The sequence below is a fragment of the Breznakiella homolactica genome, assembly GCF_016616095.2.
GTDB classification, from domain to species: domain Bacteria; phylum Spirochaetota; class Spirochaetia; order Treponematales; family Breznakiellaceae; genus Breznakiella; species Breznakiella homolactica.
The window spans coordinates 484,906-501,079 of the sequence record NZ_CP067089.2; the positions used below are offsets into that span (position 1 = coordinate 484,906).

At 52.0% G+C, this 16,174-nt stretch carries 11 protein-coding genes; 6 read left to right on the forward strand and 5 right to left on the reverse strand.

Annotation, left to right across the window (positions count from 1 at the left end):
- The first annotated feature begins 29 nt into the window (after positions 1–29).
- The 5 genes from JFL75_RS02465 (at position 30) to JFL75_RS02485 (ending at position 5,100) form a co-directional block, all read left to right on the forward strand.
- On the forward strand, positions 30–2,633 hold the full coding sequence (locus JFL75_RS02465) for a response regulator (RefSeq protein ID WP_215625113.1): 2,604 nt from the start codon (positions 30–32) through the stop codon (positions 2,631–2,633).
- Between the two features lie 121 nt (positions 2,634–2,754).
- The gene (locus tag JFL75_RS02470; protein ID WP_215625114.1) at positions 2,755–3,459 is read left to right on the forward strand and encodes a sigma factor; all 705 of its coding nucleotides are present in this window, start codon (positions 2,755–2,757) and stop codon (positions 3,457–3,459) included.
- The gene (locus JFL75_RS02475) at positions 3,459–3,776 is read left to right on the forward strand and encodes a hypothetical protein (protein ID WP_215625115.1); all 318 of its coding nucleotides are present in this window, start codon (positions 3,459–3,461) and stop codon (positions 3,774–3,776) included. Before JFL75_RS02470 ends, JFL75_RS02475 begins: the two co-directional genes overlap by 1 nt.
- Before the next feature lie 180 nt (positions 3,777–3,956).
- Positions 3,957–4,337, forward strand: a complete 381-nt coding sequence (locus tag JFL75_RS02480) for a hypothetical protein (RefSeq protein WP_215625116.1) — start codon at positions 3,957–3,959, stop codon at positions 4,335–4,337.
- A gap of 436 nt (positions 4,338–4,773) precedes the next feature.
- Positions 4,774–5,100, forward strand: a complete 327-nt coding sequence (locus tag JFL75_RS02485; protein ID WP_215625117.1) for a TIM barrel protein — start codon at positions 4,774–4,776, stop codon at positions 5,098–5,100.
- Positions 5,101–5,103: 3 nt separating this feature from the next.
- Here the strand turns inward: JFL75_RS02485 and JFL75_RS02490 are convergent, their stop codons facing one another.
- Positions 5,104–6,576: a right-handed parallel beta-helix repeat-containing protein gene (locus JFL75_RS02490; RefSeq protein ID WP_215625118.1), complete on the reverse strand. Its 1,473-nt coding sequence runs from the start codon at positions 6,574–6,576 to the stop codon at positions 5,104–5,106.
- A 680-nt stretch (positions 6,577–7,256) separates the two neighbouring features.
- Between JFL75_RS02490 and ytvI the strand changes: the two genes are divergently transcribed.
- The gene (gene ytvI, locus JFL75_RS02495) at positions 7,257–8,408 is read left to right on the forward strand and encodes a sporulation integral membrane protein YtvI (protein ID WP_215625119.1); all 1,152 of its coding nucleotides are present in this window, start codon (positions 7,257–7,259) and stop codon (positions 8,406–8,408) included.
- Positions 8,409–8,492: 84 nt separating this feature from the next.
- On the opposite strand, the gene JFL75_RS02500 is transcribed toward ytvI, so the two are convergent.
- The 4 genes from JFL75_RS02500 to JFL75_RS02515 form a co-directional block, all read right to left on the reverse strand.
- Entirely contained in the window at positions 8,493–9,554 is a 1,062-nt protein-coding gene (locus JFL75_RS02500) for a tetratricopeptide repeat protein (protein WP_215625120.1), read from the reverse strand.
- Between the two features lie 32 nt (positions 9,555–9,586).
- Positions 9,587–12,130 (reverse strand): LuxR C-terminal-related transcriptional regulator, encoded by a 2,544-nt coding sequence (locus JFL75_RS02505; protein ID WP_215625121.1) that lies wholly within the window; start codon positions 12,128–12,130, stop codon positions 9,587–9,589.
- 302 nt (positions 12,131–12,432) lie between these two features.
- Complete coding sequence (locus tag JFL75_RS02510) at positions 12,433–13,470, reverse strand: S66 family peptidase (protein ID WP_215625122.1); 1,038 nt, start codon at positions 13,468–13,470, stop codon at positions 12,433–12,435.
- A 53-nt stretch (positions 13,471–13,523) separates the two neighbouring features.
- Entirely contained in the window at positions 13,524–16,061 is a 2,538-nt protein-coding gene (locus JFL75_RS02515; RefSeq protein WP_215625123.1) for a helix-turn-helix transcriptional regulator, read from the reverse strand.
- Positions 16,062–16,174: the final 113 nt, after the last annotated feature.

A 16,174-nucleotide genomic window follows, 5' to 3' on the forward strand; every position in this document is an offset into this window, starting at 1 on the left:
ACAGACAGAAAAGAGAGACTTGCCTAACCATGAGTAAATTTGCCCTGGACGATTACTTTGCAGCCAGTCCCGGATTGTCCGCGGAGGCCATGGAAACCCTGGCCGATTTCGCCGGCATTGGTCTGCTTAACTGGCATATCCCCTCGGGAAAAATCAGCCTCAACCGGAATATCACCCTGCTCGCGGGCTACGAACCGGGGGACCTGCCCCACACGGGCAACACCCGGGAAATGCTAACCTACGAGTCCGACCGGGCCATGGTGGCGGAAAACATCAGCGCGGTGCTCTCCGGCGAGAAGGACCGCTATCAAATTGAATACCGGATGCGCCGGGCGGACGGAAGTCTCGTATGGATATCCGAAACCGGTCTGGTTTATGAACGGGACAAAAGCGGAAAACCCGTCCGGCTGGCCGCTCTGTCCACGGAACTTACCCGGCTGAAATGGGCGGAAGAAAAAGCCCGGGACATGGAGCTGGAAGTCAAACGTCTCTCGGCCGCGGCCGGCGACGCCGATCTGGCGGAACAGAACCGGATGCTCCGGGCTGCCAACGCCGCCTCTGCCATGATCATCGGAGGGTTTCACCAGGATTACGAAACCGTGGTCCGCCAGTCCCTGCAGATCCTCGCCGAAAGCATCCAGGCCCAGCGGGCCTATATTTTCCGGAATATCACCCTGGAGGGCCGGCTGTACTGCTATCCCCGGACCGAGTGGTATCTGGACCATCCGTCGGGACGGGGACAGGGCCCGGACCAGGCCATGCTGTACGATGACTTTCTCCCCAAATGGAAAGAAATTACCAATAAATACGCCAATGTCCGGCTCTCCATGGAGAACCCCGATTTGGAACTCGTAAACCTGCCCCACACGGAGGATGTCAAGTCCATCATGCTGATCCCCCTTTTTCTGCAGGGGGAATTCTGGGGCTTCATCGGGTTTGACGATACGGTGACCGGCAGGGAGTTCACCGAAGACGAGGCGGATATCATGCGGGCCGGGGCCATGGTGGTGGCTTCCTCCCTGACCCGGAACGAGACCTTTTCAAAACTCAATGAGGCCCGGGAGGCGGCCATGGCCAGCACCAAGGCCAAGGGCGAGTTCCTTTCCCGGATGAGCCACGAAATCCGTACCCCCATGAACGCTATCATCGGCATGGCGGCCATTGCCCGGAAAACCACGGATCCCGAAAAAATCAAGTATTGCCTGGAAAAGGTGGACGCCTCGTCCCGGCAGCTGCTTGGCATTATCAACGACGTGCTGGACATGTCAAAAATAGATTCCGGCAAATTCGAGATAACCCTCCATCCCTTTGATTTCGAGCAGATGATGCAGAATGTTTTTAATATGATCCAGGTAAAGCTGGAAGAAAAAAAACAGACCCTGCATTACGATTTTACCAGGGTGTTCAAGAATAAGATCATCAGCGATGAGCTGCGGCTCTCCCAGGTGCTGATCAATTTGCTGAACAACGCCGTTAAATTCACGCCGGAGCGGGGAGACATTACCCTGGTGGTCCGGGAAGATCCGGATCACGGACAACCCGGTGTGCCCGCCGGAAGCCGGCTCCATGTGGAGGTTATCGATACCGGTATTGGCATCTCCCGGGAACAGCAGGAACGGCTTTTCCAATCCTTTGAGCAGGCAGACGGCAGCATTACCCGGCGCTACGGCGGCACGGGCCTGGGGCTGGCAATCTGCAAAAAGATCATCAACCTCATGGGCGGGGACATCTGGGTGGAAAGTGAAGAAGGGAAGGGCTCCCGGTTTATCTTCGAGTTTCCCATCGCCTGGGGAGAACCCATTCCCGCGGCCACCATCCTCAGAAAGGCCGCGCCCACATCCAGGATCCTGGTGGTGGACGACGCCGAAGACGTGCGGATGTATTTTAAGAACATTCTGGACACCTTCTCCCTCTCCTGCGATACCGCCGCCTCCGGTGAAGAGGCCCTTTCGCTGGTCCGCAAAAGCCTCCGGGAAAAAAAGCCCTACAGCATGGTATTTATAGACTGGAACATGCCCGGCATGAACGGCGGGGATACGGCTCAGGAACTGCGGCATCTCCTGGGGGACGATCTCCTGGTGGTGATGATCTCCGTTTCCGACTGGACCGACATCGAACAAAGTGCCAAAGGCTACGGTATTACCCACTTCCTGCCCAAGCCTATTCTTCCCAGCACCTTGTACAATACCATTGTGGAGCTCACCGACGACACCCTTATTCAAACCGAAAACCGGACCGCGGGGATTCCTGACTGGCATGGCAGAACCATTCTCCTGGCCGAGGACATTGAAATCAACCAGGAAATTGTTATTTCCCTCCTGGAGGGGACCGGCGCCTCGGTTATCTGTGCGGACAACGGCGAGATCGCCCTGAACCTTTTCCGGGAAGACCCCGGCCGGTTCGATCTTATTCTCATGGATATGCAGATGCCCGTCATGGACGGTATCTGCGCGGCGGAAAAAATACGCGCCCTGGAAACTCCGGAGGCCAGAACCGTGCCCATCGTGGCCATGACCGCCAACGCTTTTAAAGAGGATGAGCAGCGTTGTTTCGACGCCGGCATGAACGGCCATCTGGCCAAGCCCCTGGAGATTGACAGCTTTTTCCGCGTCCTGGATGACTACCTGCGTTAGAAAATATTGTGAACCGGTAACCAAAACCATCAGAGATGTTTTTTTCATATAAATATTCCGGTGTACCCCCTGTTTTCCGCGCAGGAATTTTGTATTACTATTGGGTGGAGACAGTATCCGAATGAATACAGAATTAACCGCCCAGGTTCAGCTTGCCCGGACCGATAAGGGGGCGCTCAACGCACTTATCCGCAGCTACATGCCCTTTATAAAAAAGAGCGTATCCGGTGTTTTTTTTAAAAGTCAGGACAGGCAGGATAATCTCACCGAAGCTATGCTGGCGTTCTGCAAGAGTGTGGAAACCTATAACCCCGAAAACGGCGCCTTTATTCCCTACGCCGGTGTGGTTATCCGGAACCGTTTGCTCAACCGGGCTTTGAAGGAAAATTCTCTGCAGAAAAAACAGTTTTCCCTTTCAGTCCGCGATGATGAAAAAGAACTAACCTGGGAGGCTGATGTATCCCGGCAGATCTACGACCGGGCCGCGGAGGAACGGAATCTCCGGCTTGAGATAGAGACCATCAGCGCTGAATTCGGGGAATGGGGATTTACCTGGGCGTCGCTGCTGAAAAACTGCCCCAAACAGGCCCGGTCCCGGGGGACCTGTCAGCGTATCGCGGGCCGTATTCTGGACGACCAGCCGCTGTGCGCGGAAATCCTGCGGACCCGCCAGCTGCCCATCAAACGGCTTTCCGAAGAAGGGCGGTTTTCCCGGAAAGTTCTGGAAAAATACCGCCAGTACATCCTGGCTCTGATTATCATAAGCCGGGGAGAGTACCCCTATGTGTATTCTTTTGTGCCCCAGTCATTCGAGGAGGTGGATTAATGGAAGGCGTAATTGTCCAGGTGGGAGAACCGAAAAGTATTGTCCTTTTTAACAACGGAAAAATCGGCGCCATCCCGACTCCCGAGGGCGGCCGTGTGGGTATGGTGGTTACCGTAAAGCCCAATAACAGATTGAAAATACTGCTGATTGCCGTTGCCGCCGCGTTGCTGCTGTCGGCGGGCATTGCCATAGGTGTTATGACCGTGTCCCGCGGCACGGAAACCCAGACAGAGACTGGTTACGACTGGCAGCGGGGGCAGGAAAAGCGCCAGGAGCTGATGAATACCTGGCAGGATAAAACCGGGGAGCAAAAATAATCCGCCGCCGGAAATGCAGTAAAAGTTCTGTTTCGCAGCCTTCGGGCTGCGATTTTTTTTGTCCGGCCCCCCGTTTTCGGAGTCTTCATTCTGTATCCTTACATAACTGCACGGCTGCCAAGCAGCCCGCCGTATGGCGGGGAACATAAGGCGGCGGGAAAGACCGCAAAGGAATATAGTATGAAGAAGTTGATTACCATCGGTATAATTGCCCTCACCATGACGGCATCGGCGTTCGCCGGCTGGGGCGGCCCGGGCAGAGGTCCCTCGTCGTTTGGGATGCCCGAGGCGGGGCAGAACGGCAGCGACCTGGTGTCCGTAACTATCACGGGAACCCTCGCCAGTGTCAACGGCAATCTGGCCATTCAGAGCGGCGGCGCCACCTACTATGTCAAAGGCCTTAACCGGCTTATGAACACCGTACCGGGCCTGGTGGTGGGCGTAAACGTTACCCTCCAGGGCTATTCCTCGGTGATAATGGATTCCGGTGTTTCTACCGGCCAGTATTTCAAAGCTGAACAGGTTACCTTCAACGGGAAAACCTATGGGGTGATGTATTAGGACGTTTATTTTCTAACACAGCGCCGATTTGCCCCCCGCCGGAGCTCGTCCAGCCGCCGGCGGGAGGTTTTACCCAAACGGCGCTGCTTTTATATTGATAACCTGAAGTATCGATCGTGCCACAGCCGGGAATTTATTTTAGGCTGTTTGGTAATATAGGCAATAAAGATTGCCGGTATAAACAGCCCATTAGATGCAAGTTAGAATCTGCCTTGGTATACCAGCAAACTGGCAGGCGCGACGCCATTAATTATCGCAACCGCAAAAAATAATAGTGGAATTGTCAAAAATATGGTCGCCGCCGGCTGGAATTTTATGAGGGCTATTCAGGAAACTAAAAACAAGAATATCCTGGACCGGGACATTAAGTTGATTCCTCATAAGTAAAGACGATTCCAAGCCGGTTATTTTGGGAAAAACAGCAGCAGAAATATTTGTGAAGGTCTGTCTTGATACCTGCCACGTTTTTGACGCGGATTACGATATTATGCAAAACCTTAACGGGGTGCTATCCGAATTTGATGGGATCATCGGCCATTACCGGTTAAAGGCGATCCGCTTAAACAACAGCAAAAATCCTTTCACGAGCCATAATGACCGGCACGAAAAAATCGGTCAGGGAACGCTTGGCCTTGAAGCCTTTGGGTATATCATCAATCACCAGGCGCTCCGGGAGCTTCCTTTTTACCTGGAAACCCCAAACGAGCTGCCCGGTTCCGCCGGGGAGATCAGGATACCCAAAGGCTTATATAAAGCACCATAATTATCACGGCCCTTTTACCCGGGGATCAACTGAGCCCTTGTAGGCCTTATCGTCCGCGGTGGACCGGGTAAAACCCCTCTGGTCGGCGCCGGGAACGGTCCAGCCGCTTACGCCGGTGAGGTCTATTTCCGTATAGCTGTTCTGCTTGATCTTCAACGTTAAGGTGGGGCCGCCGTAGTTTTTTAATACCGCCTTTCCTTCGTTATCAATGTCAGCAAACAGCAGGTTGAGATTGGTAATAACCGTGGTGCCATTGGAACCGTCGCCTTTGATGAGACTATCCTCGATTTTGTTGTTAAAACCTCCATAAAATTCAGGATCGTTTGGTGCGATATTCCCCGCGAGGATGCTACCGAACAGAATATGGCTGCTGTTGTCGTTATAAATCCCGCCGCCTTGAGCGGTCGCGGTGTTACCAGAAATGGTACAGTTTGTGATAACGGGGTTGCTGTAGTTGTTAAAAATCCCACCGCCTTGAGCGGTCGCGGTGTTACCGGTAATAGTACAGTTTGTGATAGTAGGGCTGCTGCGGCTGTTGTAGTTATAAATTCCACCGCCGCCTTGATCGGTCGCGGTATTACCGGAAATGGTACAGTTTGTGATAACGGGGCTGTTGTCGTAATTATAAATCCCGCCGCCGTAGGAAGATGCATTATTATTAGAGATGGTACAGTTTATGATAGTGGGGCTGCTGCCGTTGTTATTAAAAATCCCGCCGCCGACAGATGAATTATTATTGGAGATGGTGCAGTTTGTGATAGCGGGGTTGCTGTTGTTATTATTAAAAATCCCGCCGCCGCCTGTAGTTGCGGTACTACCGGAAATAGTACAGTCTGTGATAGTGGGGCTGCTGTCGTAATTATAAATCCCGCCGCCGTAAATATGAGGAGAACTTCCATTTGCGTTTCCTCCAGTTATGGTTACATTTTCCAGCTTGGTGTCACCAGTAAGGCCTGTTCCGTTGGGATGGTAGAACACATGGTAGGTGTTGTCTGTTTCATCATCCCTTACTCCTATATCACCGGAGAGGATTGTTACATTGCCCACGGGTATCATGTTCTTCTCGTCGCCCTTAAACCCGCCGATAACTGTCACATTGTTTCGCAGGGAAAAGTGTTTTAATCTGGTATCAGTTTGCTCACCGGTCAGGTTAGGATACCCGGAAGGGGTGTATGTCCCTTCAAGTATAAAGACATACTTTTGGTTCCCGGAAGACGCCGCCGCGTAGGCCTCTTCTATGGCGTCCTGGAGATCTCCGAAAGCGTTTGTCCAGGAGGAGCCATCTCCGGTACCTTGTGTTGATGGCCGCACGTAAAAGACGTCTGTTAAGGGTTCCGCATAGATGATCTCATTTTCACCAGGATCTGTATTCCCTCCCGGGTTTGTTGTTCCGCTCCCCGAAGGATTGGGACAGCCGGTAAAAGCGAGACCCAGACTTATTAAGCATATCAATAGAATAAGTAATTCTTTTTTCATGGGACCTTCCGTTTAGTTAGTTAATAATTGGATGATGCAGCATATTTTTGATCAGCTAAATAAAGTGTACCACGGTTTGGGTAAAATTCTCGAGAATATCAAAAAAGTTGAAAAAATAATTGATCACTGTTTTAGTGTTGTAAATAAATGTTGTTTTGCATTTTATACCATTTTATGACAGTTACTCCGTATAGTCTGTTAGTGGATAAAATACATACCGCGCAAAAGCTTTTTGGCAAAAAAGGAGTGGCCATGATTTTTCTCGATTCTGCCCTATACTGGTCCCTTTGGCAACGGGTCTGGTGATTACCCCGCCGCGGCTTTCTGCTACGCCGCTTTCAGTACGTTTTACGGCCTGATGTACAGCGTCTTTCTTCTGTGTCCAGTGTACCTGCTGCACAAGGAAAAGCCGGCAGTGCTGTTTGCGTTTTCGTTCATACTTGATTTTCCTTATTCGTATTTACAACCTCTAATATTGTTTATTGAGGAAAGATAGGACGCCGTTATGTCCGATTTGTTTGAAAAATGGTACGGTAATATGAAAAATGTGTCTTTAGGGAGAAGTTTCCTGCCGCTCTTGTTAAGCCGGACCAAGGCCTATATAGTTAATTCCAGGGACCGATGGTTTAATCGTGCGGCCGGTTATAGGGCCTCACCGGGGTCCCGGCAAGGAGGCCGCGGTGCAGAACCGGGATAACGGACTATACAAACGCCTGATCATACGCTGCGTCCTGGCGGCTGCCGGGGTCTTATTCTGTATTTTTATCCTGCCGGAAATCATTAACCTTTTTCTGCCGTTTATTATCGCCCTTATCGTAGCCGCCATTCTCAATCCCCTGGTGAATTTCATCAACCGCAAACTGAAGATCTCCCGGCGGATCACCGCGCTGGTTTTTGACCTTCTCGTTTTCCTCGTCATAGCGTCTCTGATCAGCCTGCTGGTATACACGGTGATAAACGAAGCCATATCCCTGGCCACCAATATACAGATGAACTGGAAAGACATCACCGCTATGCTCGGCAAGCTGGGAGACAGCTTTGACTGGCTGCACAATATCCTGCCCCCGCAGGCGGTGGAATTCCTCGAGGGGATTGAAGAAAGCGTTGCGGTTTTTATCCAAAATATAAGCAAAAGGCTTTTAAGCTCCGTGGTGCCGGCGGCGGCGGCCCTGACAACAAAAACCGGGAGCATCCTGACGGTCTTTATCATTGCCATATTGGCGGCGTACTTCACCATAGCGGATTATAACCGTATAGCGGAAATGGTGAAAAAACATATCGGCGAGCGGGCAGGCCGCTATGTTTCCATACTGAAAGCCGCCGTGGTAAACGCCCTGGGCCGGTATCTCAAATCCCAGCTCCTTCTGGCGCTGTCTGCTTTTCTGTTTATGTTCGCCGCCCTGGCCATTTACGGCCAGCCTTACGCGCTGCTCATCGCCCTGGGGCTGGGAGTTATCGACTTCCTGCCCATCGTGGGTACCATCGCCGTGCTTGTGCCCTGGGGCATTATCGAACTGATCCTGGGGAATTTCGGCAAGGGTGTCTTCCTGATTGTTATCGGGGTGGCGTTCTTCCTGATCCGTAAGGTGATCGAACCGAAAATTGTCGGCAGCCAGACCGGGCTGCATCCTTTGGCGGCCCTGATGAGCATGTACGTGGGACTGCAGCTATCGGGAATCTGGGGCGCGATAATAGGTCCCATTGTGCTGATGCTCATCATCAGCATCGTCAAATCGGGGATTTTTGAAAACACCCTTCTGGACCTGAAACAGCTTTCCGCGAGGATTTCCGGGGCGCTGACCAGGGGCGATGAAGACAGCCCGGAGCCCTAGTATTCCGGGTTCACGCCTGCGGGTGTTTAATTCCGCGGGGAACCTCACCGTACGGGTGCTGGTCATCTTTTCCGTATGCAGTCTTTACGCCCGGTAGGTATTGATGCTTTCCTCAAATTCTTCAGTCAGGGATACAACCCTGGCAAGCAATTCAGGGGAACAGCTCCCATGATCCCTGAGGTGCTGCAGCACCGGCATGATGTGGCCGCCGCATTCCACGAAGGGCATTATCAGCCCGCTGGCCAATGCCGTATGGCTGACATTCAGCAAATGAGACGATGTCTGATACAGGTTCCCCGTATGAAACCAGTACAGCACATGAAAAATATCCACATAGTACTGCCGTATTGTATAAAATTGCGTATAGCTGGCCTTGGCATATTCCACAAATGGGGTTTCCAGGGTGCTCGCCCGGCCAAACCCTTTTTGAATACCAGCCTGGCGGTCATCCAGAACCGGCATTGTTTTTCCCTGAAAATTATTAAAGAACCGCGGGGCGTCTCCGCTCCAGCCGGTGGTCATGTTCGCCCAGGTACGGATAGCCTGGTAGGGCTTAACACATTCGGGATATTCGTTGGATAAACGGACCATCTCCAGCATAGCTTCTTCCGCTTTTTCCGGAATCCCGGCTGCTAAATAGCTGCGGAACAATATCCCCTGGGATAAAATCCGGTTGGTATGGTTCTCTGGATCCATATCCTGCTGTTCCCGGGCCGCCCGGATTGCCTCGCTGAATTGGCCGCTGAAATATAATATTCCGCTCAATATCTGGCGGACCATGCAGACTCCTGCCGTGCCGAACCAATTGCCCAGTTTTTTTTCGGCATCCGGAAGCATCTGCAGGAATTTTTGTACCTCCCCTGGTTCATTATTAAAAACAATAAAGCGGTTGGGGCTGTCGGACAGCCATTGCCGGCTGAGGCAGGGAAACCGGGGCTCCGCCTGAATCGCGGCGGCTTTTTCCAGGTCCTCCTTGAAGGTCTCATCCGAGGCAAAAAGCTTGATTTGCGCCCGCATTAAATAGGCGTCCAGGAGCTCATTGTCCGGCAGGCTGGAGATGAGCTTTGTGCATACACGGCTGAATTCAGCAAATTGATATGCTGCCGCATAGCTGTATAAAGCGCTTAAGTCATTACGGCTATTCATAACAATATCTCCGTCCTTTTTCCGGCCCCGTCCTATTCGGACCCGGGACCTTCAATATAGCTATTCAAAATGGCGATGGACACAGCTTCCGCCCGGTTTGCCGCGTCCAGTTTTGTATAGATGGTCCTTATAAAGGATTTTATCGTGTTGATGGAAATCCTATCCTTAATGGCTATTTCTTCCCGGGTCAGTCCCCGGGAGAGGTCTGTCAGAATTTCGGCTTCCCGCGCGGTGAGGGGATTCTTTTTTGCTGTTTTCGGGATATCCTGTTTTTTGTAGGCAGTCCGGACCGCCGCGGCCCTCTTGGAAAAAGCCGCTGCCTGTTTTGCGATGAGGTCAAGCCAGTGGGAATTAAAAACGTATGTTTGCTGCTGCCGGGCCAGGTCAATCAGGGCGCCCATATGTTTTTCGGCCTCAATAAACAGAGTGGTCAGTCCATTGCGGTAAGACATATCATAGGCCGTCCAGAGGGCCTCCATGGCGGCATCATGGTTCCCCAGATGGTAATGGCTGATAGCGAGCATAATAAACAGACAGATCCGGTCCGGCCAGATTCCCCGGGTCAGGAACAGCCCCTTCGGGTTTTCAAGCTGCCCCGCAAGCTTGGCATACTCTCCGGTATTGATCAGGTAGTTGGCGTATACAAGCTGTACACGGCCGTACGAAAGCAGTGCCTGTTCCGAATCACCGAGGGTCAGGACACTTTGCGGAATCCTGCCGAAGTCACGCAGTTTGATGTAATACCAGGCGAGGGCGGTGTCGCGGATTTCCCTGAGCGCGGTAAAATCGTATTTATCCGCATAATCCAGCTCATTATGGATATGGTTTGACATTTCCTCAAGGTTTCCCCGCATAAAGCTGATCCGGGCCAGCATACCGTACCCGTTGCATACCAGGTCATGCTGCGCGTTTACCGCCGCCTCATGGATCGCTTTGAACGCGTGCTGTTCAGCCTTATCCAGGTCATAGGATAAATAGGCAGCCTCAGATGAATAAATATGCCCCAGACCGCTCATGCCTCCGGCCAGAACCTTGGCTGCCCATGAAACCCCGTAATGTACGGCTTTTTCCATCCGCTCCTTTGCCCCGGGCAGATTGTCCGGTATGGAAAAACTATGCTGGTTTCTCGTAAGCATCGTATGTCTGTTTTTATCGCTTGAACCTTCCGGGAGATAAACAGCGGCTTTTTTATAATATTCGCCGAAGTCCTCCTGGATACGCATCATATGGATTGCTCCGATGAGTGTATATACGTCCCCCAGAAGCTTGAGTGCTTCCGGCGAACCATCCGTAAGGAGCCGCTGCTCCAGGTCAAGCAGCAGTACTTCGGCTCTTTCGATATCCAATGTATTGAGGTAAATCAGCCCACGCAGGTAATCAGCGATGGGATATTGCTGTACTTCCTCAGGAGTAAGCAGTCCGATATGTTCCAGAAAAAAAGCCGCGTTTGCCGCTGTTATGCCATAATAAAGTTTTGATGATTTTGAGATTGCGTTGAGCATACCCAAATGATCTTTGCCGTTGCGGAAACAGGTGACCGCTTCAATGGTGTCTCCGGCCGATTCATACAGCTCCGCCGCCTTCCTCCATGCGTTCTGTTCCTCTTCCGGGGCCAGGAGGTGTTTTTTTTCCCGCAGGAAAAGGCGGTACAGATGGTGAAAGAAGAGATGGTCTGTACCGGGCTCTTTTTTGATGAACACGTGGTTCGTAAAGACCGCCAGGTCGGTCTGGCTTCCTTCATTTATGGAGGCAATGAGTTCCAGGGTAAAATAATTGAGCAGAGAAAGCTGCGCAAAGAGTTTCTGCTGTTCTTTTGGATAGTCCGAAAAAAAACGTTCGCCGAAGAGGTGAGTGATTCCATTCTGGGTGATTCCGCCGGAATGGCTTGTCAGCTCGGTCATCCTATTATGCTGCAAGGCTACAAGGTGCAGGGCCAGGGGCCATCCATCGGTATAGCGCCGTATACGGTCCAGTTCGTCCGGTTCCAGTGAAACATCATTTATACCGAACAGGCCGGAAATCTCCTCATCGGTAAAACGCAGGTCTTCCCCTGTTATGAGAGAACGCCTGCTGTTCGTATTAAAAACCGACTCCGAACCGGGGGAGTTGGATAGCAGCACCATCCGGAAGTTTTCAAGATCCTGCTCCAGTACCATCCGGAAAAAATTCAGGACCCCTTTATTGGTGATTTCCCCGAAGTCATCAAACACCCATATTATCCGCTTTCCCCGTTTGAGTTCCTTTGTGAGAACGTTCAGAAAGGAGGCGAATTTGATGGGGCTATCCGGGAATTCCAGGGTCTCGAGGCTCTTGGAAAACCGCGGAAATTCCCGTTCCAGACCGCGGCTGAGATGGGCCCAGAAATTTGATTCCAGATTATCAAGGCTGCCCAGGCGGATCCAGAGAATCCGGTCGCCGGATTGGTTGAGATAATCCGCCATGGCCTGGGTCTTGCCGAACCCAGGCCCGGCAAGAAAAGCCAGGAGCGGACATTCCAGCCCCTCCCGGATCAGCGTCCAAAGCCTTGGCCGGCGGATCATTCCCCGGTGCAGGGGCAGGCTGCTTTGGTGCGTCATAACAGTATTCCCTTTGGGAAATAGTATACCATACTTTTCCGGAAGCAGCGGATTCAATTCTTTTCCGGAACAGTACCCCCGGGAAATTTCACCGGAACTGTCCCCCGGCTGCTGCCGGCTGTCCTGTACTGCTGGGGAGGTGTCCTGATGCATATCCGCCTGACTCCTTGTGGATGTGACTCCGTTTATACTTTTTCACCCATAGCCAATTGTATTATATGGGCTCTGATGGGGAAATAAACCACCCGAATGGGTGAAAAAGAAATGAGTTTTACCGGAATTATTCATTTTACAGTGGAAAATCAGCTGACAGCGGATTCCAGAAGCCTGAAGGATCTTTCTGCGCAGTCAATTTCCGATAATACCCCGTAGGGCAAAATGCAGATGGGCGCGGTATGCCCGAAATTCATATTATACAGAACCGGCAGATCGGGCCGTCCCGCTTCTTTGCCGATTACCCGCAGAAGAACCTCTTTGTATTCGCCGTAATATTTCTCATCCTTCGGCTTGCCGAAGATGACGCCCTTAAGCCGTTTTATCACACCCTGCGCGGCCAATCCCCGGAGCAGGTATTTTATACTGTCCGGTGACGGATATTCTTCCGAGGTTTCAAGAAACAAAATACTATCCGTCCACTGTTCCGCACCAGGCCAAAGCTCCGTTCCGATAATCATGGGAAAAACATCCGCGCACCCGCCCAGAAGCCTGCCCCGGACAACTCCGTTTCCCTGCAGCAGTTCATATCCCTTGCTGTCCGGTACCATGGTGCGGGGTACGGCGTTATTTTCCGGATTTGCCCAATCAAGGAATTCCGATGTCCACTGAGGACTCGGTTCAACCGGCAGGGTATCATTTTCTTCAAACAACACTTTTTGAATATACCCTTTGGTATAGTCATACATGGCGCGGTTTTCCGCAAAATCCGTGAAAACACAGGGCCCGTAAAACGAGGTTATCCCCGCTTTATACAGCATAAAGTGGTTAACCGTTGTGTCAGAATATCCCATGAATATTTTCGGATTGTTCCGCAGGGTTTCAAAGTTTATGAACGGAAGAAGCCGTATGGTATCGTCACCGCCAATCATTGAGATAACCGCCGTTATGCCGCTGTCCGAAAAGGCCCGCATCAGATCATCGGCCCGTGCCTGCGGGTTTTCGTCAAGGAAAGTTATTCCCTTCATGGCATTTGGCATGATGGCAACCTTCAAACCAAAGTCATTTTCAAGCCTGGTTTTTCCAATTTTCACCCTGTCCGAAAAATGTTCTTCCCCGGCAATTCCGGATGATAATGAAACCAGCGCCACCGTATCACCGGGTGTTAATTTTTTCGGTTTAACCATCACGCTGCCTCCTTTGTTATGGTAATCCATTCTTTTTACTTTTGCATATCGATTCATTGTTTTTTATCAAAAATACCGTTTGCGTCCGCGATACGGATGGCGTCAACCCGGTTCACCGCCCCGAGCTTGTCATAGATATTGGTGATGTGTTTTTTCACACCATGCAATGAGATTCCCAGGATGCTGCCCATCTCGTCCCGGGTAAGCCCTTCCGCCAGGCAGCGCATTACCTCCAGCTCCCGGGGGGTGAGCTCGTCCATACGGGCCTTATGGCGGATAACGGCATCATTCCGGTGGCGCTTCCGCATGGCGGAGTTCCGTTTCGCGAAGGCCGACGCTTCCCTGTGAACCCTGTCTAGCCATTGGGTATCAAAGTCCATCTCCGTCTGGGCCCGGGCCGCGTCAGCCAGGAACTCCATGGGTCTTCCGAATTCGGCAAAGCAGATGATGATATTATTCTGCCAGGTCATATTGTATGCATCCCAAAACGAGCGGACCGCCTTCTGCATGTTTCCCATGCTATGAAGGCAAAGAGCCTTGATGATATGGCTTGTGACCCGGACACACCACTGCCGGTGTTCCCGGAGAATGCTCTCCAGTTCCAGCAGTACGGCGTATGCTTCGGTATACCGTTCCTCAAGGTAATGGCAGAGGGCGCAGATGATCCGGTCCCGGCCGGCATCCATGGGAATATCCGTAGGCAAACCGCCGCCGCCGGAGAGCCAGGAGGGAACTTCCGAGGTATCCCCCAGACTGACAAAGAACATCCCGGCGGTACAATCCAGCAGCGGATAGACATCCGCGCATCCGGCCTGTTCTGTATAGTCAGTAATTTTTGCCAGGACGGACCGGGCGGTATCATAGTTTCCCTGGAACAGCGCCAGCCGCAGCTGGAGGGTGAAGGCATTCAGCACAATATCATGCTGGCCCGCCTCCTGGGCCCGGAATACCGCCCGGGAACTGTATTCCAGAACATCGCCGAAACGCTCCGCCGCATACGACGCCTCCGCGGTGAACAGTTCAGTAAACCCGCGCCCGCTTTTACCGTACAGATGCCTGGATGCATCCGAGAATTGACGGATAAAAACGAACATGGCTTCCAGCCTGCCCGGTGTATTGTCGGGCAGGAAAAATACGGTGCTGTTTCCCACAACCATGGAATCATCGGAACGTATCCTGCCGCCCTCAGGCATCAGAGGCCGGGCCTTCAGGGCATAGCCCAGACCATCAAGGTTATTCTGAAAAAAGGAAACTTCAATCAAGGCAATATATACATTTTCCAGGAGAAGCCGCTTTTCGGGCGGCGGCCCCTGGGTTTCCAGCCGGTCTGCCAGTGCCGTGAGAATTTCCCCGGCGCGTTCAATCTCCATATCGTTGATATATAGCAGGGCTCGGTACAGGTCAACAATTTCATGTTCCCAGACATAGGATTCGGGAAATTGATTCAAATGCTCAAGTACCATATTGGCAGACCGCCTGCTCCGCCGTTTCCTGGGCAGATGGGTCATGGCATCGATATAATGGCTGTAATCCCGGATTTCCCAGTAACAGTACAGTGCCTCCAGGTAAAAACCCCGAGAACAGAACCAGCTGCCCGCCTTTGAGTAGGTATCCCGCTTTTCCTCATCACTGAGCATGGCCCGTTTCTGGCTTAGAAAATCATGGTACATCTTCTGGAAATAAAAACGGCTCTGGCTGTAGTCGTAGGAAATAAAAATATTCCTGGTCATTTCATCCACTGTCTGCACCGTATTCCCCGTATCAATTGCCTGAATCAGACCCAGGGGAACTCCGTCAAAGAAGGATAATTTCACCAGCAGCAGCTGGAAAGCCGTCTCATATTCGACAAAATAATTCTGCTGGAACAGTTCCGCGATGACATGGAAATGGGGGGTCTCCCCGAACCCATGATGCGCCTTATTGCTCGGGTGGGAGGCTATGAGATGAAGCGCCAGGGGCCAGCCGCCGGTGAGTTCCAGCAAGCGGGCGCATTCCCCGTCGCCGGCCTGCCGGCGGTATTTTCTGAACAGCTGTATGGTTTCATGCCGGTTGAACTGCAGTTCCCCGGGTCCAATCTGGAGATGGTGTCCGTCCCCGACCAGGTGACCAAGCTCGGGCCTGACGTTGCTGATATAAATAATGCAGAGGTTTTCCATTTCTGCCTTGATGAGTCCATCAAGGAACAGAAGAATTTTTTCATTGGTGATGGACTCGCCGCTGTCGAAAACGAGCAGCGCTTCATTGCCTTGATACAGTATCCTGGCCAGGCTTTTAAGGAAGGCATGGAAATCACCAGAGGCTTCGGGGAATTTTCCTTTCGCCATTGCGTCAGCCAGTTTCGGGAGTTCCCGCCGGGCCGCCTCAGCAGCCCTGGCCCAGAAACAGTCCGGCTCATTATCGATCATTAAGAGATGGTGCCAGATAAGTTTCCGGTTTGTATTCCGGGCGTAATCCATCACCGCGGTTGATTTGCCGTACCCCGGACCCGCCACCACCGTCACAAAGGGATAGGCCATGCCTGCGTCGAACATGGCGTCTACGCGTTCCCGGTTCACCACCCAGTCGAACTGCGCCCAAAGTTTCCGCTTCATCACCGGCTCCTTATGTACGCTGGTTTTTTATACCCGTAATATACTGTTTTTTTATTCAATCTTTTAAAAAAAACAAGAGGCTACTCTCCCTTTGTCTACTTTCAAATTTTAAG

Coding starts and splice junctions, on each gene's coding strand:
- JFL75_RS02470 (WP_215625114.1), top strand. CDS start 2,755: ATGAATACAGAATTAACCGCCCAGGTTCAGCTTGCCCGGACCGATAAG.
- JFL75_RS02515 (WP_215625123.1), bottom strand. CDS start 16,061: ATGAAGCGGAAACTTTGGGCGCAGTTCGACTGGGTGGTGAACCGGGAA.
- JFL75_RS02465 (WP_215625113.1), top strand. CDS start 30: ATGAGTAAATTTGCCCTGGACGATTACTTTGCAGCCAGTCCCGGATTG.
- JFL75_RS02510 (WP_215625122.1), bottom strand. CDS start 13,470: ATGGTTAAACCGAAAAAATTAACACCCGGTGATACGGTGGCGCTGGTT.
- JFL75_RS02505 (WP_215625121.1), bottom strand. CDS start 12,130: ATGACGCACCAAAGCAGCCTGCCCCTGCACCGGGGAATGATCCGCCGG.
- JFL75_RS02490 (WP_215625118.1), bottom strand. CDS start 6,576: ATGAAAAAAGAATTACTTATTCTATTGATATGCTTAATAAGTCTGGGT.
- JFL75_RS02475 (WP_215625115.1), top strand. CDS start 3,459: ATGGAAGGCGTAATTGTCCAGGTGGGAGAACCGAAAAGTATTGTCCTT.
- JFL75_RS02500 (WP_215625120.1), bottom strand. CDS start 9,554: ATGAATAGCCGTAATGACTTAAGCGCTTTATACAGCTATGCGGCAGCA.
- JFL75_RS02480 (WP_215625116.1), top strand. CDS start 3,957: ATGAAGAAGTTGATTACCATCGGTATAATTGCCCTCACCATGACGGCA.